The 21,178-nt window shown below is 67.8% G+C and carries 19 protein-coding genes; 9 read left to right on the top strand and 10 right to left on the bottom strand.

Going from position 1 to position 21,178, the window contains the following annotated elements; all coding sequences use genetic code 11:
* The first annotated feature begins 3 nt into the window (after positions 1-3).
* A complete protein-coding gene (locus tag AB0E63_RS15770; protein ID WP_360365922.1) occupies positions 4-1,578 on the top strand; it encodes a long-chain fatty acid--CoA ligase in 1,575 nt (524 codons plus the stop codon).
* On the opposite strand, the gene AB0E63_RS15765 is transcribed toward AB0E63_RS15770, so the two are convergent.
* Positions 1,564-2,247 (bottom strand): GPP34 family phosphoprotein, encoded by a 684-nt coding sequence (locus AB0E63_RS15765; RefSeq protein WP_360365921.1) that lies wholly within the window; start codon positions 2,245-2,247, stop codon positions 1,564-1,566. The genes AB0E63_RS15770 and AB0E63_RS15765 overlap by 15 nt on opposite strands.
* Before the next feature lie 165 nt (positions 2,248-2,412).
* On the opposite strand from AB0E63_RS15765, the gene AB0E63_RS15760 reads away from it, so the two are divergent.
* Together AB0E63_RS15760 and AB0E63_RS15755 are read left to right on the top strand one after the other, a co-directional pair.
* Complete coding sequence (locus AB0E63_RS15760; protein ID WP_360365919.1) at positions 2,413-3,000, top strand: GNAT family N-acetyltransferase; 588 nt, start codon at positions 2,413-2,415, stop codon at positions 2,998-3,000.
* A complete protein-coding gene (locus AB0E63_RS15755) occupies positions 3,001-4,731 on the top strand; it encodes an IucA/IucC family siderophore biosynthesis protein (RefSeq protein WP_360365917.1) in 1,731 nt (576 codons plus the stop codon).
* Here the strand turns inward: AB0E63_RS15755 and AB0E63_RS15750 are convergent.
* Positions 4,712-5,302, bottom strand: a complete 591-nt coding sequence (locus AB0E63_RS15750; protein WP_360365915.1) for a TetR family transcriptional regulator — start codon at positions 5,300-5,302, stop codon at positions 4,712-4,714. The genes AB0E63_RS15755 and AB0E63_RS15750 overlap by 20 nt on opposite strands.
* A gap of 26 nt (positions 5,303-5,328) precedes the next feature.
* Between AB0E63_RS15750 and AB0E63_RS15745 the strand changes: the two genes are divergently transcribed.
* The 4 genes from AB0E63_RS15745 (at position 5,329) to AB0E63_RS15730 (ending at position 6,737) form a co-directional block, all read left to right on the top strand.
* On the top strand, positions 5,329-5,595 hold the full coding sequence (locus AB0E63_RS15745; protein ID WP_360365913.1) for a hypothetical protein: 267 nt from the start codon (positions 5,329-5,331) through the stop codon (positions 5,593-5,595).
* Positions 5,592-6,095: a Uma2 family endonuclease gene (locus AB0E63_RS15740; RefSeq protein WP_360365911.1), complete on the top strand. Its 504-nt coding sequence runs from the start codon at positions 5,592-5,594 to the stop codon at positions 6,093-6,095. The genes AB0E63_RS15745 and AB0E63_RS15740 overlap by 4 nt, the downstream gene beginning before the upstream one ends.
* A 99-nt stretch (positions 6,096-6,194) precedes the next feature.
* Complete coding sequence (locus AB0E63_RS15735; RefSeq protein ID WP_360365909.1) at positions 6,195-6,578, top strand: Uma2 family endonuclease; 384 nt, start codon at positions 6,195-6,197, stop codon at positions 6,576-6,578.
* A 3-nt stretch (positions 6,579-6,581) separates the two neighbouring features.
* Positions 6,582-6,737: a hypothetical protein gene (locus AB0E63_RS15730; protein ID WP_360365907.1), complete on the top strand. Its 156-nt coding sequence runs from the start codon at positions 6,582-6,584 to the stop codon at positions 6,735-6,737.
* On the opposite strand, the gene AB0E63_RS15725 is transcribed toward AB0E63_RS15730, so the two are convergent.
* From AB0E63_RS15725 to AB0E63_RS15700, 6 genes are all read right to left on the bottom strand, one after another.
* Positions 6,718-9,951: an ATP-dependent DNA helicase gene (locus AB0E63_RS15725; RefSeq protein ID WP_360365905.1), complete on the bottom strand. Its 3,234-nt coding sequence runs from the start codon at positions 9,949-9,951 to the stop codon at positions 6,718-6,720. The two genes, AB0E63_RS15730 and AB0E63_RS15725, sit on opposite strands and share 20 nt — an antisense overlap.
* A 250-nt stretch (positions 9,952-10,201) precedes the next feature.
* The gene (locus AB0E63_RS15720) at positions 10,202-13,417 is read right to left on the bottom strand and encodes an ATP-dependent DNA helicase (RefSeq protein ID WP_360365903.1); all 3,216 of its coding nucleotides are present in this window, start codon (positions 13,415-13,417) and stop codon (positions 10,202-10,204) included.
* A gap of 135 nt (positions 13,418-13,552) precedes the next feature.
* Positions 13,553-13,849 (bottom strand): MGMT family protein, encoded by a 297-nt coding sequence (locus AB0E63_RS15715; RefSeq protein ID WP_360365901.1) that lies wholly within the window; start codon positions 13,847-13,849, stop codon positions 13,553-13,555.
* 30 nt (positions 13,850-13,879) lie between these two features.
* Positions 13,880-14,719 carry a TIGR03560 family F420-dependent LLM class oxidoreductase gene (locus AB0E63_RS15710; protein WP_360365899.1) on the bottom strand — a complete coding sequence of 280 codons (840 nt, stop codon included), beginning with the start codon at positions 14,717-14,719 and terminating at the stop codon, positions 13,880-13,882.
* 48 nt (positions 14,720-14,767) lie between these two features.
* Positions 14,768-15,124: a hypothetical protein gene (locus tag AB0E63_RS15705; RefSeq protein ID WP_360365897.1), complete on the bottom strand. Its 357-nt coding sequence runs from the start codon at positions 15,122-15,124 to the stop codon at positions 14,768-14,770.
* A 9-nt stretch (positions 15,125-15,133) separates the two neighbouring features.
* On the bottom strand, positions 15,134-15,400 hold the full coding sequence (locus tag AB0E63_RS15700) for a DUF2277 domain-containing protein (protein ID WP_360365895.1): 267 nt from the start codon (positions 15,398-15,400) through the stop codon (positions 15,134-15,136).
* 88 nt (positions 15,401-15,488) lie between these two features.
* Between AB0E63_RS15700 and AB0E63_RS15695 the strand changes: the two genes are divergently transcribed.
* Together AB0E63_RS15695 and AB0E63_RS15690 are read left to right on the top strand one after the other, a co-directional pair.
* A complete protein-coding gene (locus AB0E63_RS15695) occupies positions 15,489-16,130 on the top strand; it encodes a TetR/AcrR family transcriptional regulator (protein ID WP_360365893.1) in 642 nt (213 codons plus the stop codon).
* Positions 16,127-16,912, top strand: coding sequence for a maleylpyruvate isomerase family mycothiol-dependent enzyme (locus AB0E63_RS15690; RefSeq protein ID WP_360365891.1), 786 nt, complete (start codon positions 16,127-16,129; stop codon positions 16,910-16,912). Before AB0E63_RS15695 ends, AB0E63_RS15690 begins: the two co-directional genes overlap by 4 nt.
* A 75-nt stretch (positions 16,913-16,987) precedes the next feature.
* Here AB0E63_RS15690 and moeZ read toward each other — a convergent pair whose 3' ends face one another.
* Positions 16,988-18,178 carry an adenylyltransferase/sulfurtransferase MoeZ gene (gene moeZ / locus AB0E63_RS15685; RefSeq protein ID WP_360365890.1) on the bottom strand — a complete coding sequence of 397 codons (1,191 nt, stop codon included), beginning with the start codon at positions 18,176-18,178 and terminating at the stop codon, positions 16,988-16,990.
* A 171-nt stretch (positions 18,179-18,349) separates the two neighbouring features.
* Positions 18,350-21,151 (bottom strand): Calx-beta domain-containing protein, encoded by a 2,802-nt coding sequence (locus tag AB0E63_RS15680; RefSeq protein ID WP_360365888.1) that lies wholly within the window; start codon positions 21,149-21,151, stop codon positions 18,350-18,352.
* Between the last annotated feature and the right edge of the window lie 27 nt (positions 21,152-21,178).

Here is a 21,178-nt window from a genome sequence, read left to right as displayed (position 1 = left end):
ACAGTGCGACTGGTCGACTACCTCGACAAGGGCGCCTCGCTCGGTCCGGACGCAGCCTGCCTGACCACCGACGGCGAGACGCTCTCGTACGCCCAGGTGCAGCAGCTGTCCCACCGGATCGCGGCCGGCCTCGCGGCGAGCGGTGTACGACCGGGTGGCAAGGTCGCGATCCTGTCGGCGAACGACCCGATCGCGTTCAGCTGCGTGTTCGGGATCAGCCGGGCCGGTGCGGTCTGGTGTCCGATCAACCCGCGCAACGAGGCCGCGGAGAACCGCGAACTGCTCGACCAGTTCGACTGTGAAGTACTGATCTACCAGGCGGCGTTCGCGCCGCTGGTTGAACGGATCCGCGACGAGCTGCCGAAGGTCCACACCTTCGTGTGCCTCGACGAGGATCCCGGCCCGGGCCAGTCCCCCCACCTCAATGGCCGGGGCCAGACTGTCGGCTGGGACGCGTTCTGCGGGGGCGTGTCCCAGCCGGCACCCGATCTGACCGATCCCGACGACCTCGCGATGATCGTCGGGACCGGTGGGACCACCGGGCGCCCGAAGGGTGTGATGCTCAGCAACACGAACCTCGAGACGATGACGGCGCTGACCCTGATGGGCTATCCGTTCGGCGAGCGGCCGGTCTACCTCGCGCTCGCTCCGCTCACCCACGCGGCCGGCGTACTGTGCTTTCCCGTCCTCTCGTCCGGTGGCGAGATCGTCATCATGCGGACTCCCGACGTGCACGCGTTCCTGCGACTGATTCCGCAGTACGGCGTGACGCACACGTTCCTGCCGCCGACGCTGATCTACATGGTGCTCGCGGCCCCGGAGCTGGACACGACGGATCTCTCGTCGCTGCGCTGCTTCTGGTACGGCGCGGCGCCGATGTCGGTGTCGCGACTCGAGGAGGCGCTGCAGCGGATCGGCCCGGTGATGGCCCAGCTGTTCGGGCAGACCGAGGCGCCGATGATGATCTCGATCCTGCCGCCCGCGGAGCATTTCGATGCCGCTGGCAACATTGCCCGCGGGCGCCTGGCCTCGGCCGGGCGTCCGTCTCCGCTGGTCACGACCGCGATCATGGCCGCGGACGGATCCCTGCTCCCACGGGGGGAGCGGGGCGAAATCGTGGTCCGCGGTTCGCTGGTGATGCAGGGGTACTACCGCAATCCCGAGGCCACCGCGGCCGCATCGGCGTACGGATGGCACCACACCGGCGACATCGGTTACCTGGACGGCGAGAACTACCTGTACATCGTCGACCGGGCCAAGGACATGATCATCACCGGCGGCTTCAACGTGTACTCCACCGAGGTCGAGCAGGCGTTGATGGCGCATCCTGCAGTCCAGGACTGCGCGGTAGTTGGCCGGCCGGACGAGAAATGGGGCGAGCGGGTCGTGGCGGTCGTCCAGCTGCAGCCGGACGCGTCCGTCGAGGCCGCCGAGCTGATCGCCTTCGCCAAGGAACGCATCGGCAGCGTCAAGGCGCCCAAGGACGTGCTGGTCTGGTCCGACCTGCCGCGCTCCAAGGTCGGCAAGGTCCTCAAGCCGGACATCAAAGCTCGGCTGGACGCTCTAGCTGCTCCCTGACGCAGCGGCGGTCGAACTGGCGACGACGATCGCCGCCGTCACCGCGGCCTGCATCTCGGAGACAGCCTTCCTCACCGCGTCCGCAGCCCAGTCCGACTCGGCGATCTCCTTCGCCCGCCGCTTGAGCGCCTTCTTGTCCACCGCATCGGTGACGACCTTCGGTACGACGTTCAGCGCGCTGAGCAACGCGATCAGCGCGCCGATGCGCTCGTCCGGCGAGGTGCCCACCTTCAGCACGCTCTCGAGCTTGGAACGCACCTCGGCCTCATGCCGCGCGTCCTTGGCCGGCCAACGCGTCACCGGGAACAGACCGAGCACCTTGCCCTCGTCCGCCTGCAGGACACCGCGCTCGGCGAGCCGGGCGAGCAACTGGTCCCGCAGCTTCTTCGACAGCCGGCCGATCTGATCCTTGGGCCGCTTGCCGGGCTTGCCCGCGACGAAGGCCAACCGCTCGTCCAGGATCGCGTCGCCGGTCGGTGCGGCGTCCAGCACCTTCAACCGACCGGCCTTGACCCCGTCACCGGCACTGGTGACGTCGATCTTCCCGAGCACGGTCAGCTCGATCAGCACGGCACCGGCCAGCGCGTAGTCCAGCCCTGGTGATCCCGCGATCGGCTTCCCGCTCTCGTCGTCGTACAGCAGCAGCAAGAGATCCTCGGCAATCAACATGCCTCCAACCTAGGCACGCCCACCGCCCCCGGACATCCGCCGCGCGGACTATCCAGCGCATCCACCCCTGGTCAGGAAGTGGGCCTGGTTTCGATGCGGGGTCAGCTATCTAGTAAGGTAAGCCTTAGCTAAGCGAAGGTTCGCCCACCTCGAAAGCAGACCGCCATGACCAGAGCACTGCCCGAGCCGTCCTTCCGGCGCTTCTTCGCCGGCGTCGGCACCCTCAGCCTCCGGCCGTTCGACCTGACCAAGGACGTCGCCACGCTGCACGGCTGGGCCACTCAGCCGTACGCCTGGTACTGGGGGCTACTGACCGCGTCCGTGGAGGACGTGCATGCGGAGTACCTCCGGATCGAGCGATCCGGCCACCACCGCGCCTTCCTCGGAGAGCACGACGGCCGCCCGGCGTTCCTGATGGAGCGCTACGAACCTTCGTACGACGCGGTCGGCAAGGTGTACGACGTGGCGCCGGGCGACATCGGCATGCACGTGCTCGCCGGGCCGCCGGACGCACCGATCACCGGCTTCACGGGAGCCGTGTTCGAGACGATCCTGGACAGCCTGTTCAGCGATCCGCTGGTGGATCGGATCGTGGTCGAGCCGGATGTCAGGAATGTGAAAGTCCAGGCCCTGAATGAACGGATGGGGTTCCGCAAGCACAGCATCGTGGACCTGCCGGACAAGCAGGCCTGGCTGAGTTTCTGCACCCGCGACCAGTACGCCGACGCGACCCGGATGAATGAGGCAGGCTGAATGATCGACCACCTGAACCCCGACGTCTGGGCCGTCGTCAACCGCGCCCTGGTGCGCAAGGCTCTCTCCGAGTTCGCGCACGAGCGGATCCTCTCGCCGATTGCTGATGGCAACGAGTATTCAGTGGGACGCTACCGGTTCACGGCTCGGCGGTATCCCTTGAATCACTGGGATATCGACGCCGACTCGCTGGACAACGGTGGCGCTCTTGATGCGCTGGAGTTCATCACCGAGTTCCACGAGCAGCTCGGGATCGGCGCGGACATGCTGCCGGTGTACCTCGAGGAGATCAGCAGCACGCTCGCGAGTGCGGCGTACAAGCTCTCGAAGCCGGCTCTGACCGCGGCCGATCTGGTCACCGCGGACTTCCAGACGATCGAGGCCGCGATGACCGAGGGGCACCCGTGCTTCGTCGCGAACAACGGGCGGCTCGGGTTCGGGGTCGCTGACTATCGCGCGTTCGCACCGGAAACCGGCGCGGCGGTTCAGTTGACGTGGATCGCCGTACGCAAGGATCGCGCCACGGTCGCGCACAGTACGACGCTCTCGTATGACGAACTGCTGCAGGCCGAGCTCGGTTCCGCGGTGCTGGAGGAGTTCGCGGCCCGGATCGTTGCCGTGGGCGCCGACCCTGGGGACTACGTCTACCTGCCTGTGCATCCTTGGCAGTGGGAGAACAAGACGTCGATCACGTTCGCGGCGGACATCGCTCAGCGGCACATCATTCATCTCGGGTCGGGTGCGGACGAGTATCAGCCGCAGCAGTCGATCCGGACGTTCTTCAACCGGTCGCACCCTTCGAAGCACTATGTGAAGACGGCGTTGTCTGTGCTGAACATGGGGTTCATGCGTGGGCTGTCGCCGACGTACATGGCCGCGACGCCGGCGATCAACGACTGGGTCCACGGACTGGTCTCCAACGACCTGGTCCTGAAGCGCTACGGCTTCTCCGTGCTGCGGGAAATCGCGGCGGCGGGGTATCACAACCGGTACTACGAGAACGCGACCGCGAAGACTTCGCCGTACCGGAAGATGCTGTCGGCGTTGTGGCGGGAGAGCCCGCTGCCCGGCCTCGAGCCCGGTGAGCGGCTGGCCACGATGGCGAGCCTGCTGCATGTCGACCGGCACGGTGCGTCACTCGCGGCGGCCTTGATTCGCGCCTCCGGCCTGGAGCCGGCCGCGTGGCTGCGGGCCTACATCGACGCGTACCTGATCCCGCTGGTGCACAGCTTCTACGCGTACGAACTGGTCTTCATGCCGCATGGCGAGAACCTGATCCTGGTACTGCGGGACGCGGTGCCGGCCCGGGTCATCATGAAGGACATCGCCGAGGAGATCGCGGTGATGGACCCGTCGACTCCCCTGCCGGCCGAGGCCGAGCGGGTCCGCGCAGAGGTGCCGGACGACGAGAAGCTGCTGTCGGTGTTCACCGATATCTTCGACTGCATCTTCCGGTTCCTGTCCCCGCTGCTGGATCGCGAGGGTCTGCTGACGCCGTCGGAGTTCTGGACCGTGGTGGCCACGGCAGTCCGTGACTACCAGGCCGCGACTCCCGAACTCGCCGAGGCGTTCGCGAAGTACGACATCTTTGCGCCTTCCTTCGCACTGTCCTGCCTCAACCGCCTGCAGTTGAAGAACAACCAGCAGATGGTCGACCTCACGGACATCGCCGGCTCGCTGCAGTTCGTCGGGACGCTGGAGAATCCGCTCGTCACGGAAGCAACTGGCTGACCAGGGTGTCGCCGAGCCAGGTTTCGTAGTCCTTGATCGGCCAGTGCCGGTCGATGACCAGTAGGTGGTAGACCTCGGTCGCGGTGCAGGCCAGGAAGATGTCGAGCGCTCGCGCCGGCATGGCAAAGCTGAAGGACTTCAGGAAGACCTTCAGCTCGCCCTCGCGGGCCGCCCAGATGCGGTGCATCTCGTCGGCCATCCGGGCGTCGGCGCGCGCCGCCTCCTGGTAGATCTGGATCACGTCGATCCCGGTCTCGAACTGGCGGGTCTGCCAGTGCGCCGCCGCGCGGAGCCGGTCGGCGGGGTCGGTGAGGGTGAGCGACTCCTGCGCGAGCCGCCGGGTGTCCGCCTCGGCGATCCAGATCCGGGCGATCTCGCGGAGGATGGCCGGCTTGTTGCCGAACGCGGAGTAGATCGTCTGCGCCGGGATCTCGGCCGCCGCGGAGATCGCCGCGATCGTGGTGGCGACGTACCCCTGCTCGGCGAACAGCACGCGCGCCGGCCGGACTCGGCGAGGGTCAGGCGGCAGCCGGGCTGGAGGGGTCTTGGCTGTCGGCGGCTGCGGATCCACGCTGGAACCAGGCAATCGAGACTTCAATGGCGCGGCTCAGCGCGTTGTCCGCACTGGCCGGCGGTACGCCGGTGGTCCCGACGCTGACCGCCGGACAAGAGGTCATCTTCCGCGGCGCCGTACTCTCGGCTCCGGTCGCCCCCGAGGACGGCCTGGAGATCTGGGACGCCCTGGAGATCCTCACCACCGAACCATCCTTCGTCGGCCTCTCCACGACCCAGTTGCCGATGCCGACCATGACTGTGGATAACTCCCGCGGCACTTCGACGGAATCGGTCAAGCTGTTGGGGTGATCGGCGTTGAAGCACCCAAAGACGGCAGACGGTACGAGGTGGTCGACGGCCGCCTCCTGATCACCGGCGCCCAACCCCCATCCCACCACGCCGCCGTCATCGCCCTGATGATCCAATTGAAGAACGCCTGCCCGCCCGACCTCCTGGTCTCCGTAGGCTCCGTCGACTTCCGCCCCACCCTCGACATCTCCCTCCGCCCCGACCTCCTGGTCTGCCGCCGCACCGAGGCCGGCCCCCATCTCCTCAGATCCCCACCCCTCCTAGCCGTCGAGGTCCTCTCCCCCTCCACCCGAACCACCGACATAGTCCTCAAACGCACCCTCTACGAAACCCACCACGTCCCGTCCTACTGGTTCCTGGACCCCACCCACCAAGAACTAACAGTCCTAGCCCTAACCCCCACCGGCTACACCTGCCAAGCCGTAGTCCAGCCCGAAGAAACCTTCCACACCACCACCCCGTTCCCAGTCACCCTCACCCCAGCGGCCCTGACCCGCTAACACACCACCCGGGGCACACCGGGGCAGATCCCGGGGCAACCCGGGGCCGATGGTCATCTGGCCTGCTGTATCGGGGCTGGTCGGTCCACGGTGTGACGCATGCGACCGATCAACCCAGGTGAATTCAGGACCGCGGACCTCGAGCTGACACCTGACGACGGCATGCGGTACGAGCTCGTCGACGGAGTGCTGTTGGTGACGCCAACGTCATCGGCCATTCACCAGCGAGCACTCCAGGCGCTGTCCCGGCACATGGTCCCCGCTTGTCCTGACCATCTTGAGGTCTTCTTCGGACCGCTGGAGTTCCGGCCCGACAGCCGGCTGGCTCTGTTACCCGATCTACTGGCGGTCCCCTGCCAGGACAACGGAACCCGATGGGTCGAGGAATTGCTGCTCGCCGTTGAGATCCTTGCACCGGCGACCCGCACGGTCGACGAGGTGCTCAAGCGCAAGCTCCACGAGGATGCCGGCGTTCGGTCGTAGTGGATGTTCGATCCACAGCAGGCGAGGCTGACTGTGCTCGAGTTGGAGAATGGCAGCTACGTCGAGCGGGCGCTGGTGAGCGGGGATGAGGTGTTCGAGGCAGAGCTTCCGTTTCCGGTGAAGGTTGTGCCGGCAGACCTCATCCGTTCAGGAGGGTGATCAGCTCGGGCTTCTCGGGGAGGTCTTGGGGGCGGATTATGTCGGCGGTTCGGACGTAGTAGAAGGCTGCGGTGACTTGGGTGAGGGGGATGTTCATGAGTTCGGACCAGGCGACGCGGTAGATGGCTAGTTGGAGGGGGTCGGCGGATTCGGTGCGGGTGGTTTTCCAGTCGATCACGTCGTAGCCGCGGGAGCCGTCGGGGCGGACGACCTGGTAGACGGCGTCGATGCGGCCGCGGATGACCCGGCCGCCGAGGGCCAGGGCGAAGGGGGCCTCGATCTCGTACGGCGTGGTTTCGCCGTACGGGCCGATGCGGAAGGCGTCCATCAGTTCGGTGAGATCGGTGTCGTCGACGATGTCCTCGTCCGCGGCGCCAGGGAGATCGTCGGGGTCGAGCAGGAGAAGCTGGCCGAAGTAGCTCTCGACCCACGCGTGGAACCGGGTGCCGAAACGCGCCGCCCGGTTGGGTTTGCGGGGCATCGGGCGAGCCAGCTCGGACGCCAGACCGTCCGGGTCCTTCGCCAGCCGCATCACCTGGGTCGCGGACAGGGCCGCCGGCAGCTCGACGTCGTACGCCCTGCGGCTCCGGCTTTCCCTTGCCTCGGACAACAATCGCTCGATCTCGGAGTCCCACCGCGCGACCGTCGCCTGCTCGTCCAGCAGCAGCGACTCCTCCGCCTCGATCGACGGCCCCTCGGTCCGCGACTGCTGCACGAGCGCCGCCGCGTCCAACCGTCGCTGGTACGACTCCACGTCGTACGCCGTCGGCCACGGCGCCTGCGTCTGTTCGGCGAGCTCAGGGTTCTCCGCCGACAACTCGGGCTGCTCGGCCCATTCGACGACACGCTCGCCGGCGTGCTTCTTCAGCATCGACAGGTACGCCGACGGGCCGCGCGGACGCTTCTGCGTCGGACCCCACCAGTGCCCGGTCGCCACGAGGATCTCCTTCGCCCGCGTGAAGGCGACGTACCCGAGCCGCCGTTCCTCGAGCGCGTTCACGTCCTTGCACTCGTCCGCGAACGACTTCAGCCCGGCGTTGGACAGGTCGTGGATATCCGGCAACGTGTCCGCGTCACCGCGTAACGGCCACGGCAGCACCTTCGCGTTCGTGGTCCACTTGTCCCGGCCGCGATCCGACGGGAACACCTTCTGCACCAGGGTCGGCACGAACACGACCGGCCACTCCAGGCCCTTCGACCGGTGTGTGGTGAGCAGCTTCACCGAGTCCGCTTCACTCGGTACGGCGAGGTCGAGACCGGCGGCGTACTCCTCCTCGGCGGCCAGATACGCCAGCAGCCCGTCCAGCGAACCGTCCGACTCGGTGGACACAAAGTTGCCGACGGCATCCAAAAACGCGGCGAGGTGATCGCGGCGGCCGGAGTCGACGTGGTCGGGCGTGGCGGTGAGCTCGACGTCCAGGCCGATCGTACTGATCACGCGGCGGACGAGGTCGAGCAGCGGCTCCCCCGAGTGCACGCGGAGCTCGCGCAACTCGATCGAGAGTTCCTTGAAGCGGACCAGGGCCTCCGGCGAGTAGCCCCAAGCATCCGGCCCCGGATCGTCGACCGCCTCGGCCAGCGAGATGACCTCGGTCGAATCCATCCCGGCGACCGCGGCGTCGAGTGCCGCGACCAGGTCGTCAGCAGCCCGACGCTCGCCCGCATCGGCGAGGAGGCGCGACCGGTTGGCCAGCAGTGCGAGGTCGCGATGACCGATCCGGAAGCGTGGGCCGGTGAGGATCCGCAGCATCGCGGCGTTCGCGGTGAGGTCGTTGACGGCTTGCAGCGTGGCGACGACGTCGACGACCTCGGGAAGGGCGAGCAGTCCGCCAAGACCGACCACCTCGACCGGAACCTTGCGCGCGATCAGGGCTTCGTGGACCGCACTGAGGTCGACGTTCGTCCGCATCAGGATGCCGATGTCTTTCCAGCGGCGGTTCGGAGTCCGGTGCGCGGCGACGATCGCGTCGGCGACCCACTCGATCTCCTGCGATCGGGTCTCGAAGAGTCCGACGGTGATCGCGCCCTCGGGTGCGTTGTCGGGTGCCTCGAGCGGGATCACGCCGGGGTGCTGCTCGTACAGCTCGGCCGCGTGCTGGTTGGCGGCGGCGAGGATCCGGCTGCCGCAGCGGCGGTTGACGCTCAGCACATAGCGGCGGGCCGGCGAACCGTCAGCGTTGGGGAAATGTGAGGGGAACTCGTCCAGGTTCGCGACCGAGGCACCGCGCCAGCCGTAGATCGCCTGACACGGATCACCGACCGCGGTGACCGGATGACCACGGCCGTCGCCCCCGGCGAAGAGAGCGGTCAGCATCCGGCGCTGCGAGACCGAGGTGTCCTGGTACTCATCGAGCAGCACAACCTTGTAACGCGACCGCTCGACGGCCGCGACCTCCGGGCATTCCTCGGCCAGCCGCGCACCGAGCGCCATCTGGTCGGCGAAGTCGACGACGCCGCGTTCCGCCTTGTACGCCTGGTACTCCTCGACGAGTTGCAGAATCTCGCCACGCTTCAGCGCGGTCTCGCCGAGCTTGCGCACCTCGACCGTCTGCTTGGCTGCCGCCGCGACCTCCTGCCGCACCGCCTCGTCGTGCTCGCGTACGTCGTCCGCCCGGAGCAGGTGATCCGCCAGTTCACCGTCGAGCGAGAGCAGGCTGTTGACAAGCGTCGGCACGTGATGCGACGCGAACCGGATCGGCCCGGCGGATCGCCGTACGACGCGACCCGCGAGCTGGAAGCGCGTCGCGTCGGCGAGGACGCGGGCGTCGGGTTCGAGACCGAGGCGGAGGCCGTGCTCGGCGATCAGCGTGCCGGCGAACGCGTGGTACGTCGAGACGACCGGCTCGCCTGGCTCCTCCGGCTCCCAGTTCGGGACGTTGCTGCGCAGGTGCGCCGCGAGGATCGGGTGCTGGTCCTTCGGCAGGGTCGACCCGAGTACGCCGGCCTTGGTCAGGTCCTCGCGGATCCGCACGTCCAGCTCGTTCGCCGCCTTCTTCGTGAAGGTCAGCCCGAGCACTTCCTCCGGCTTCACCTGACCGGTGCAGATCAACCACACCACCCGGGCCGCCATCGCCGTCGTCTTCCCCGACCCGGCCCCCGCCACAATCACCCCAGGCGCCAACGGAGCCGTAATAGCCGCCAACTGCTGATCGGAGAAGGGGATGCCCAGCAGATCACACAGTTCAGCCGTGGTCTGCAGGTGGGCACGCGTCACCGAGACTCCTCTCCGAAGCGCGAACCGTGGGGATGTGGGGCTCGGGAGGGCGAAGCGTGGGGACGCGGGGCTCCGAGGGGCCAAGCGTGGGGACCTGACCCGCGAGCCCGGGACCTGAGACAGGTTATTTCAGGTCCCCGGCCCCCAGAAGTTGTCTCCGGCCCCGACAACTGCTCCGCCGATGCTCGCCGGGTCGGCAACTGTTCCGCCTGGGTCGGCTGGGGGTGCGCCGGGGACGAGGAGGTTGGCATCAGACGATTTCTCGGCCTTCGGGTTGGATGGGACAGAGGGCTCGGGCTTCGCAGCGGGTGCAGCCGTCGTTGCGTTGGGCGGTGAACTCTTCGGAGCGGACCATGGATTCGGCCTCGTCGACGGCCTCGTCCAGCCAGGTCCTGCCGTCGTCACCGGCTTCGAGTGGGCCCTGGTGCTGGACCTTGGGGAAGCCGGCTTCGTCGTGGCGGAGCTGGACGAGCTCGGCGCCGCCGGCGACCGAGTCCTTGCCGAGGTTCTTCATCTGCCGGGACGCGATCGCGCGCTGGTAGATCGCCAGCTGCACGTGCCGCGCCACCGCCGGCTTGGTCGGCATCGAACGACCCGTCTTCAGGTCGACCACCCGGATCGTCCCCTCGGCGTCCTGCTCGACGCGGTCCATCCGGCCCTTGACCCGGACGGCGGGCTTGTCGGCGTCCGGAAGCAGTATGTCGAAGTCGACCTCGGTCCCCACCAACGTCCGATCCGGCCGACCCTGGTGCCACGCGACGAACCGGCGCAACGCCTGCTCCGCCTCGACCCGCTCCCGGTCCGAGATCCACGCGGACTCGAACTCCAGTTGCGTCCACACCTTGTCGAGCCAACCGTTCAGTTCATCAATAGACGGCGGCAACGTCCCGGTCGCGACCGCATCAGCCAACGTGTGCAACACCATGCCGAACCCGATTGCCGACGTACTAGGCGTCTCCCCGCCGGCCCGCCGGGTCAGGAACCAGCGCAGCGGGCAATCCACGATCGTCGTCAGCGCACTCCCCGACAACGGCACCGGCAGCTCGGGATCCGCGATCGGCCGCTCCGACCGGGTCCGCTCCCGCACACCCCACCACCGCTCCGGGTTCGCCGTCGGCACGAACGCGTGATCCCGATCGTCCACAGCATCGGCCAACTGGGCCAGCCGGTCGGCCGCGACCCGCTTCAACGCCGGCGACGAGGACGGATCCGCGAGTACGCAGCGCAGATCGGCGACCAGGCCGGGCAACGACAACGGCCGCCGCGGCCGTCCCGCGACCAGTTTCAAAGGAATGTCGAGCTCGGCAAGAAATCTGGAGGGCTGGTCGCCGTCCGCCTCGGGGGCCTGGACCGCCGTCACGATCAGCCGCTCCCGGGCTCTGGTGATCGCGACGTAGAACAACCGTCTCTCCTCGGCCAGCAAGGCCCCGGCCGACAAGGGATCGATGAGCCCATCAGGTCCGAGACGGTCTGGCTCCAGCAGGGATCCGCGTCGCCGGAGATCCGGCCACTGCCCTTCCTGCACGCTCGCCACGACCACGAGCCGCCACTGCAGCCCCTTCGACCGGTGCGCCGTCATCAGCTGTACGCCGGCCTCGCGATACGTCCCGTCGAACCTGTGATCCGCCGCAATGTCGAGAGACTCGAGCTCCGACAGGAACGCCGACACACCCTTGAACCCGACCTGCTCCTCGGCCCGGCTCGCCGCGTCGAACAACGCGCACAGCGAATCCAGATCCCGGTTCGCCGCACGCGCAGGCTCGCCACCGGAATGCGCCTGACCGCGCAGCCGCCGCAACCACGGCGAATCCGACCACAGCGACCACATCACCTCGTCCGGCGCCGCCCCCGCGGTCACGATGTTCCTTGCCTTGAGCAACCTCTCGCCGAGCGCCGCGAACCGCGCCTCGGCCGGCGACGCCTCTTCGTCGAGCAGCAGCGGATTCATCAACGCGTCGCGCAACAACTCGTCCGACGACCGCGGCAATCGCTGCCCGCCCGCCGCCTCCCGATCGCGCCGCCGCAACACCCGCGCCAGCCGCCGCAGCTGTCCCGCATCCATCGCACCCAGCGGTGACAACGCCAGCGCCCGTACGACGTCGACCGTCAACGTCACCGGATCCGCGACGGCTCGCAACGCCAGCAACATCGGGCGTACGGCGGGCTCACGTGACAACGGCAACTCGTCGCCGGCCACGTCGACCGGAATCCCCGCGGCCGCCAATGCACGACGCAACGGCGGGATCGACCGGCTGCCGGAGCGGACCAGCACCGCCATCTCGCTCCAGCCGACGCCGTCCTGCACATGGGCACGACGCAGCAGATCCGCGATGTGCTCGAGCTCCGCGCCACTGGTCGAGTACAGATTCGCTTCGACCTTGCCGTGGCCGTAGACACAGCCGCTGGCGTCTGGGTTGCGGAAGCGTTCGAATGTGTCCCGGTCCAGCGTGCCCGGCACACCGAGCCGGCTGACGACATTGCGGGACACCCGCTGCAGCGTCGTACCGAAGCGGCGGGTCGTGCCCAGCGCGATCTGGGCCGCCTGCGCGCCGTTCGCCGTAGGGAACTCGTCGGTGAAGCGCAGCAGACCACGGACGTCGGCGCCGCGGAACGTGTAGATCGACTGGTCCGGATCGCCCACGACGACGAGGTCGCGGCCATCGCCGGCGATCGCCTGGAGCAGCTTGGTCTGACCGGGATCAGTGTCCTGGTACTCGTCGACGAAGACGGCCTTGAACTCGGTCCGCAGCTTGGCCCGCACCTGCGGCTGCTGGGCCAGGATCACCGCGCGGTGGATGAGCTCGGAGTAGTCCAGCACCTGCTCGTGGTCGAGGATCTGCAGATACTCCTCGAAGAAGTCGCCGACCGCGACCCACTCGGCCCGGTCCGCCGAGCGCCCGATCGCGGACAGGTCCTCCGGGTCGAGGCCGAGCTGCCGTGCCTTGCCGATCACCGCCGACACCTCGTCGGTGAAGCCGCGCGTCTTCAACGCCGGGTGCAGACTGCCCGGCCAATGCACCGCACCGACCTCACGACTGCCCGACAGCGCCTCACTCAGCCGCAGCGACTGCTCCGGACCGGACGGCAGCCGCAGCGGTACGTCGAAGGCGTCGGCCGGCGTGAACCGTCGGAGCAGCGCATAACAAAAGGAATGGAACGTCATCGAGGGCATCACGCGAGTCGTCCGCCCGAGCCGGCCGGTGATGCGGTCGCGCAACTCGGTCGCCGCCTTGCGGCCGAAGGTCAGCACGAGCACCTCATCGGGACTCAGCCCGCGATTCCGCACCCGGTCGACGACCGCCTCCACCAACGTCGTCGTCTTCCCGGTCCCGGGTCCGGCCAGCACCAGCAACGGTCCGCCGGGATGGTCCACCACCGCTTGCTGATCCGCATCCAGAACCGGTGCCGACGCGCTCCGACCCTCTGCCCGAACCAACCGGTACCGGGACCCCTGTCTGCCGACCATCGCACCATCCCAGCAGACCCCACCGACAATCCCGATCGCCCACTCCGGCAAGTACTTCAATAGCCGGAAAGCGGACAGGACATTGGTAATCGCGCGCTAACTCTCCGCCCAGCTGAACGGCCGATCGACGGCGAACTAGTCCTCCGGATCCCAGCGAACTTCGCGCAGATTGACGCGGCCGTTGGTGACGCGGACGCCGTCCGAGCGGAGGTTGTGGAGTTGCTCGTCGCCGACCTCGTCGGCAGGTACGCCGGACGCCCGGATCACCCGCCACCACGGCACGGACGCGCCGTACTCGCGCATGATCGCACCGATCTGACGCGGGCCGCCCTGACCGACGTACTCGGCGATGTCGCCGTACGTCGCGACGCTGCCCGGCGGGATCGACTCGACCGCCCGCAACACCGCCTCGACGTACTCCTCTCTGTCCACGCCCCAAACCTAGCGGCGACCGTGGACAGATCAGGCGAGCGGGGCGACGGCCTTGGCGAGCGGCTCGAGGACGGACGGTGACGCGTCGAGCGGGAGGTTCAGGACGACCAGGTCGACACCTGCTTCGCCGTACGCCGCCGCCGTAGCGACCGCCGTGTCCAGCGGCTCGTCGGGGTCGATGCGGACGTTGACCGAGCAGGTGATCTCGTTGACGTCGCGACCGACCTCTTCGCAGCGCTGGACCAGCACGTCCTTGAGCGCCTTCCACTCCTCCGGGCTCTGGACGATCACGTTCCACTGCTGGGCCCACTTCGCCACCGCGCGAAGGGTGCGCTTCGGACCCTTGCCGCCGATGGTGATCGGCGGGTGCGGGGTCTGCACGCCCTTCGGCTCGCAGTACGCGTCGGTGAGTTTGATGTACTTCCCGTCGAAGTTCGCGACCTTCTCGGTGAGCAGCGCGATCATCGCCTGGGTGCCCTCGTCGAACCGGTCGAAGCGTTCCTTCAGCGGATAGAGGTCGATGCCGTAGGCGGTGGTCTCCATCTCGTTCCAGCCGGCGCCGATGCCGAGCTCCAGCCGGCCGTTCGAGATCACGTCGGTGGTCGCGGCCATGTTCGCCAGTACGGCGGGATGCCGGTAGATCATGCCCGTCACCTGGCAACCGAGCCGGATCCGCTCGGTCGCCTGCGCCAGCGCACCCAGGGTGGTCCAGGCCTCGAGGTTCGGGCCGGCCATGTCACCACTGAGCGGGTAGAAGTGGTCCCAGTGCCAGGCGGACTCGAAGATCTCGAACTGATCCGCCGCGACCCACACGTCCCGCAGTTGCTGCCAGGTGGTGTGCTCGGGCCTGGTCTTGATCGCAAACCGCATTCCGGCCTCCTAGGTAACCGTTTCCCCCGGTGACCTTACCCCCGTGAACTAGCCGAAGCAGAGGGCGTTGATCGGGCGGCCTTCCTGGAAGGCGGTGATGACGGCGACGATCTCGAAGACGACCGCGGCGGTTGCCGTGGTGAAGAGGACCAGGGCGATCGGCTGACGGTTGTGGTGGAACCAGCGCCGCATGAGGAACAGCGCGATAGCGCCGACGACCACCCCGGCGAAACCGAGGAGGTACGCACTCGTGGGCAGTGGAAGCGTGCCGTCACAGGACGCGTGACGGCGGCGGCTCAGCTCGCTCTGGGCGTTCGTGTTCGTCAGCGCGAGCAGCAGGCCGACGATGATCAGCGCGAACACCACCCCCTGCCGGCGGCGGGCCGGGCGAGCCTCCTCCCCCACGGAGGGCTCTTAGTCCAGGCCGAGCCGGGCGCGCACCTCGGGACGCCGCAACGGTGGCACCGTCTGCGGCGGGACCCGGCGCTCGGGCATCTCCGCCAGCAACTGCTCGGTGATCCGCGCGACCTCGGTCGCGGCCCGCTCGATCGGGCCGCGGGTGGTCGCACTCAGTGAACCGACGCCGCTCACCTTGCGCACGTACTGCAACGCGGCCGCATAGACCTCCTCAGAGGTCGCGGCCGGCTCGAGTCCCCGGAGAACCGTGATGTTTCTGCACATGCCAAGACAGTAGTCGGCCGGAGGGACAAACCAACGAGAAACCTACGGGGTATTGACTTCCCTAATGGTCTTAGGTTTTCCTCAGAGCATGAGCACTGCTGGGCTGGACCGCCGAACTCGCCGCCGTCAGGAGACCATCGAGGAGATCCTCGATGTCGCCATCGACCTGATGGAGACCGAGGGCGTCGCGGCGCTCAGCCTGTCCGCCGTGGCCCGGCACCTAGGTATGCAGCCGCCGTCGCTGTACCAGTACTTCCCGTCCAAGATGGCCATCTACGACGCCCTCTTCCAGCGCGGCGCCCGACGGCTGCGGGACGCGCACCGCGCAGCGTTGGCGAGGGCGACCAACGCCGACCCGTTCGCGAACGACCTGATCGCGATCAGCGCGTTCTGCCGGTGGTGCCTGGAGAACCAGGTCTACTCGCAACTGCTGTTCTGGCGGACGATCCCCGGCTTCGAGCCGAGCCCGGAGGCCTTCGCACCGGCCCAGGATTCGCTCCAGGATCTCCGCGACCACCTGCAGGCGGCGGTTGACGCCGGCCGCCTGCACCCAGACGCGACGAGCGACGACGGCATCGCACTCTTCACGTCCATCACCGCCGGATTGCTCTCGCAGCAGATCGCGAACGAGCCGGACGCGTCCTTCGAGCACGGACGGTTCATCCGGCTGCTGCCCGCCGTACTCGAGATGTTCTACCAGCGCTATGCACCAACCAGGGGGAAGAAATGACAGCTGTACTCGCGGAGCAGATCGGACGCGCCGACCGGCCACGATGCCGGATCCACCGGGACTCGGAGCTCCAAGCGTGGCACGATCTGCTGGCGTCGATCGAGGGGACCGAGTGGCAGCGCCGTACGGTTTGCGACGCGTGGGACGTCGCCGACATCGCCGGGCACCTGATCGGGCAGGCCGAGGACGTCATCCGGCCGTGGTCGTTCCCACGCCGGTTCCGCAAGGGCAAGCGGGTCTACCCCGGCACCCCTCGGTTCGACGCGCACATGATGGTGCAGGCCGACGAACACCGCGGTACGCCGCCCGCCGAACTACGCGCGCAGTTCGACCAACTGTGGGCCAAGGCGACCCGCAGCATCTCACGCAAACCCGAGTTGCTCCGGCGGATGACGATGCAGGTCGACGACGTACCGCGGATGTCGCTGGGCTATGTGTGGGACATCCTGCTCGCGCGGGATCTGTGGATGCATCGCGACGACGTGTGCCAGGCGCTCGGCCGGTCGTTCGACGCCGGACCGTACGCCGGGGAGCTGATCGCACAGGTCATCTACGACCTGGAGGCCGCGGGTCCGTTCTGGGGTGACCGTCCGGCCGTCGTACTGGAACTCACCGGGCAAGGAGGTGGGACCTACCGGCTCGGGAGGGATGAGCCGGTCGGTCGTGCCTCTGTCGACGCCGTCGGGTACATGAGGACGCTGTCCGGGCGCGACAACCACCCGGTGATCGCTGGCGATCCTGCTGCCGTCGAAGCGGTCGGCAGCTGCCGGATGGACTTCTGACAAAGGAGTGGGGCTGAGGTCCAAGACCCCAGCCCCACTCCTTTGCTCAGTACAGCGCCGAAGGCGCGGTGCTTGTCAGTACGACGGCTGGCTCGGGTCGATCTGGTCGACCCAGGCGACGACGCCGCCACCGACGTGGACCGCGTCGGAGAAGCCGGCGCCCTTCGCGATCGCGAGGACCTCCGCGGAGCGCACGCCGGACTTGCAGTGGAACACCAGCTGCTTGTCCTGCGGCAGCTTCTCCAGCGCCACACCGGTCTGGAAGTCGGCCTTGGGGATCAGCACCGAGCCCGGGATCCGGTTGATCTCGTACTCGTTCGGCTCGCGGACGTCGATCAGTACGAAGTCCTTCTCGCCGTTGTCCTTCAGCTTGATCCACTCGCTCAGCTGCTTCACCGAGATGGTCGAGCCGACGGCCGCGTCGGCCGCCTCCTCGGTCAGCGCGCCGCAGAAGCTCTCGTAGTCGATCAGCTCGGTGACGGTCGGGTTCTCGCCGCAGATGGCGCAGTTCGGGTCCTTGCGGACCTTCAGCGAACGCCAGTTCAGGTCGAGCGCCTCGTAGATGTTCAGCCGGCCGAGCGACGGGTCGCCGATCCCGGTGAGCAGCTTGATCGCCTCGGTCACCTGCGCCGCGCCGACGGACGCGCAGAGCACACCCAGTACGCCGCCTTCCGCGCAGGACGGAACCATGCCGGGTGGCGGCGGCTCCGGGTACAGGCAGCGGTAGCACGGGCCGTGCTCGGCCCAGAACACGCTGATCTGACCGTCGAAGCGGAAGATCGAGCCCCAGACATAGGGCTTGCCGAGCAGGACCGCGGCGTCGTTCACCAGGTACCGGGTGGCGAAGTTGTCGGTGCCGTCGACGATCAGGTCGTACTGCTCGAAGATCTCGAAGACGTTGTCGTTGTCCAGCCGGGTCTCGTGCAGGACGACGTTCGTGTTCGGGTTGGTCTCGAGAATCGACTCCTTGGCCGACTGCGCCTTCGACTTGCCCACGTCGGACTGGCCGTGGATGATCTGGCGCTGCAGGTTGGACTCGTCGACGGTGTCGAACTCGACGATGCCGAGCGTGCCGACACCGGCCGCGGCCAGGTAGAGCAGCGCGGGGCTGCCCAGGCCGCCGGCGCCGATCACCAGCACCTTGGAGTTCTTCAGCCGCTTCTGTCCGGCCATCCCCACCTCGGGGATGATCAGGTGCCGCGAGTACCGGCGCACCTCGTCGATGGTCAGCTCGTCGGCCGGTTCGACCAGCGGTGGCAGTGACACGTGTCGGCTCCTCAGGAAGACGTCGGACGGGATCTCCGGTTTTCAACCATCCGTCCCTCCTCCATGTTCCCGCACTCGTCCAACACCCCACCCATCGGTCCACATCCCGGTCCCCCCGTCTCACGGTGGACTGGCGGACCTGCGTGCCGGGCGCCCCAGGGCGCCCGGCTTTCAGTCGTTGGCGGTGATGGTGACCGTCGCGGTGACCGGGAGCTTCACTTCCGCCCCGTCGACCGCCTGGATCACCGCCGAGAACGTCTCCGCCGGCTCCTTGACCTTGTCATCGAGGATCTTGACCGTGAGTTCCCCACTGGTCTTGCCCGGCTCGACGAACCCGTTGACAGCCCGATCCACCGGCCCCGAGCCGTCGTCGTCCGGTCCGGTGTAGTCCTTCCGGATCACCGCGGTGCCGTCCTTCAAGACCCCGGAGAACGTGACGTACTTGTCGCTCGGCGCAGACAGCGTGACCGGGATGTTCACCAGCCCGGCCTTCTCCACCGTCTTGAGGTTCCCGACCGTGAGCGTCGGCGCCGGATCGTCATCGACCACGAGCCCGTGCCCGAACGACGCATCCAGCAGCCCTTCACGAGGCGCCGACAGGACCAGGTTGAACGGCAGGTCATAGCTGTCCCGAGTGTTCCCGGTGACCGGCACACTCACCTTCTGCCGCACCTGCCCCGGCTTGAAGACCAGCTTCCGCGCCACCTCGCCGACGGATTCACCGAGCTCACCGTTCGACTCGACGTACACGCTGACCGGACGGATGCTCGGCCGCGACATGGTCACCCAGAAGTCCATCGAACGAGTCCCCGAGTCCCCTTCGCGAACCGTCACGTTCGACGCGGACAGCTTCGGCAGCAACGCCGCCGGCGCCGAGAAGCCGAGCCCAGGCGACGAGAACGCCAGATCACTCACGTACGCCGACCCACGCGCCACCTTGTCGGTCCGCAACTCGACCGCACGCACGTCACGCAGGTCCACGCCCTTGAGCGACGTCAACGGGATCCGAACGGTCCGCAGCAGGTTCTTCGGCAACCCGCTCTCGCTGTTCCCCGGCATCCGCACCAGCGCGTCGCTGACCGCGGACACCGGTACGACGGCCGCCCGTCCGTGTCCATCGACCACGCGAACGCTCAGATCGGTCTTCGGCGATCCAACCGGGTCCGGAGCCGCACGGAACGACAGTGCGGCAAACCGCCGTACGTCGCGTTGCCGGGCCGGCACGTTGACCCGCACGACCCCGTTGGTCCCGCTCCAGGTCAGCTTGGTGACCGCAGTGGTCGGCGTCTTCGCGGCGTACCACGCTGTACCCCAGTGCGGCGCGTTAGCCCAGTCGTCAGACGTCATGCAGGTCTGTACAACGGCCGCGCGACCAGATGGCTGACTCACACCCGCACACACCCCGGCGGTCACCTTCCCGGTGACCGATCCGGCCGGCAGCGGCTGGTCCAGGTGATTCACATCCCGCCGCGACCGCACCGGCGCCTGCGACACCACCCGTACGACGGCCCGCCCGGCAGATGCCGCCCGTGAGTCGGACCCGTCCAGCAGCGGCAGGAACTTCGTCTCATGCCCCAACTGCAACCGGAAGAACGCGGCGATGTACGCCGTACCGACGGCCTGCTGCTCCTTCGCCGTCAACCGGCCCGCGTACTTCGCACCGCACGGCGACTCCTTCTCGTCACCGAACCAGTCGTCGTTGGACGGTGCCTCGGACTGCCCGGGCGTCCACTCGGTGTTGAAGAAGTTGTGGTTGGTACCGAGCACGGTGATCGTCGACCGCGGCGCGGCGTCTCCGGTGACGGAGTATCGGGTGTCGTCGTAGAACTTCTGGCCCTGCAGGTCCGAGACGTCACCGTCGCAGTACGGCAGTAGCACGCTCATCGCAACACCGGGAACGGTGGCCCGCGCGAAGTCGGTCGGTGCCAGTGGCAGAACGGCGCGGATACCGTATTGGCCGCCGCGGTCCGCGTTCAGCACCGCCGCCCGCGCGACACCCTCGCCACCACGCGAGTGCCCCATCAGACCGATGTTCCGCAGGTCGATCTTGCCGACAAACGCACGCCCGAACGGCCCGCCGCCGATCGTCGACCATCTCTTCCACAGCGCCAGATGGTCGAGGATCAGCTCGGCCCGCGCCTGTGCACCCGAGTCGTAGACACCGCCGTCGTACGCGTTGACCGCGTTGGCACTGATCGACACGACCTGGTACCCGTTGCTCGCCAGCGCGGTCGCGGGATCGTCGTACCCACGGAAGCTCGGCACCGGCTTCATCCCCTGCGGGCACGGCCAGGGCTTGTCGACCTCGCCCGGGTCCTGGCCGTAGCAGAACTCGTGCCGGCCGTGCAGGAAGATCACCAGCGGCCGCCGGCCGATCGCGCCCTTCGGCGTGTACACCTTGCCGCGGAGCTCCGACCGTTGCCCGAGACCCGGCAGGTAGACGGCCTCGTCACCGAGGTTGTACTCCGACGTCTCGACCTTGTATTTGCCCAGCGCACCGGGATCCGAAGGCAGCACCTGCCCGCGCCGCGCCGCCAGCCAGTCGGCGTCGGTCGGCCCGGTCGCCTGGCCCCGGTTCCGCCCGGCGTCCTTGCCGAGGTCGCCGGACCAGATCAGCCGTACGTCGCGAGCCGTCAGGACGGCCCGGTTGGTACTGGTCAGGGTGAGCGTCCGCCGGTCCGGCGACTGCTTGGCGACGCCCAGCGGTACGCCGTCGGCCGCGAGCAGCGGCAGCGACGCGCGCATCGGCGCCGGCGTATCGAGGTGCAGGGTCAATCGGTAGCCACCGGCTACCGGTTCAATACTCCAATTGTTGCCTGTAGCAACAGATGGCGGCGGGGCGGGCGGAGCGGCGGTTGCAGTCAACGTACCCACACCCAGCAGTGCGACCATCCCCAGCGACAGGCTGCGTACGGCTCTGTCGATCACTCGCACAGTGGTCCTCTCGTTCGTGACGAACAGGTCGTTCGTCATGACTTCTCGGGCGAGAGGAAAGTTGAT

The organism is Kribbella sp. NPDC026596, from assembly GCF_040638415.1.
Lineage (GTDB): Bacteria > Actinomycetota > Actinomycetes > Propionibacteriales > Kribbellaceae > Kribbella.
This window is presented reverse-complemented; position numbering and strand designations above follow the sequence as displayed.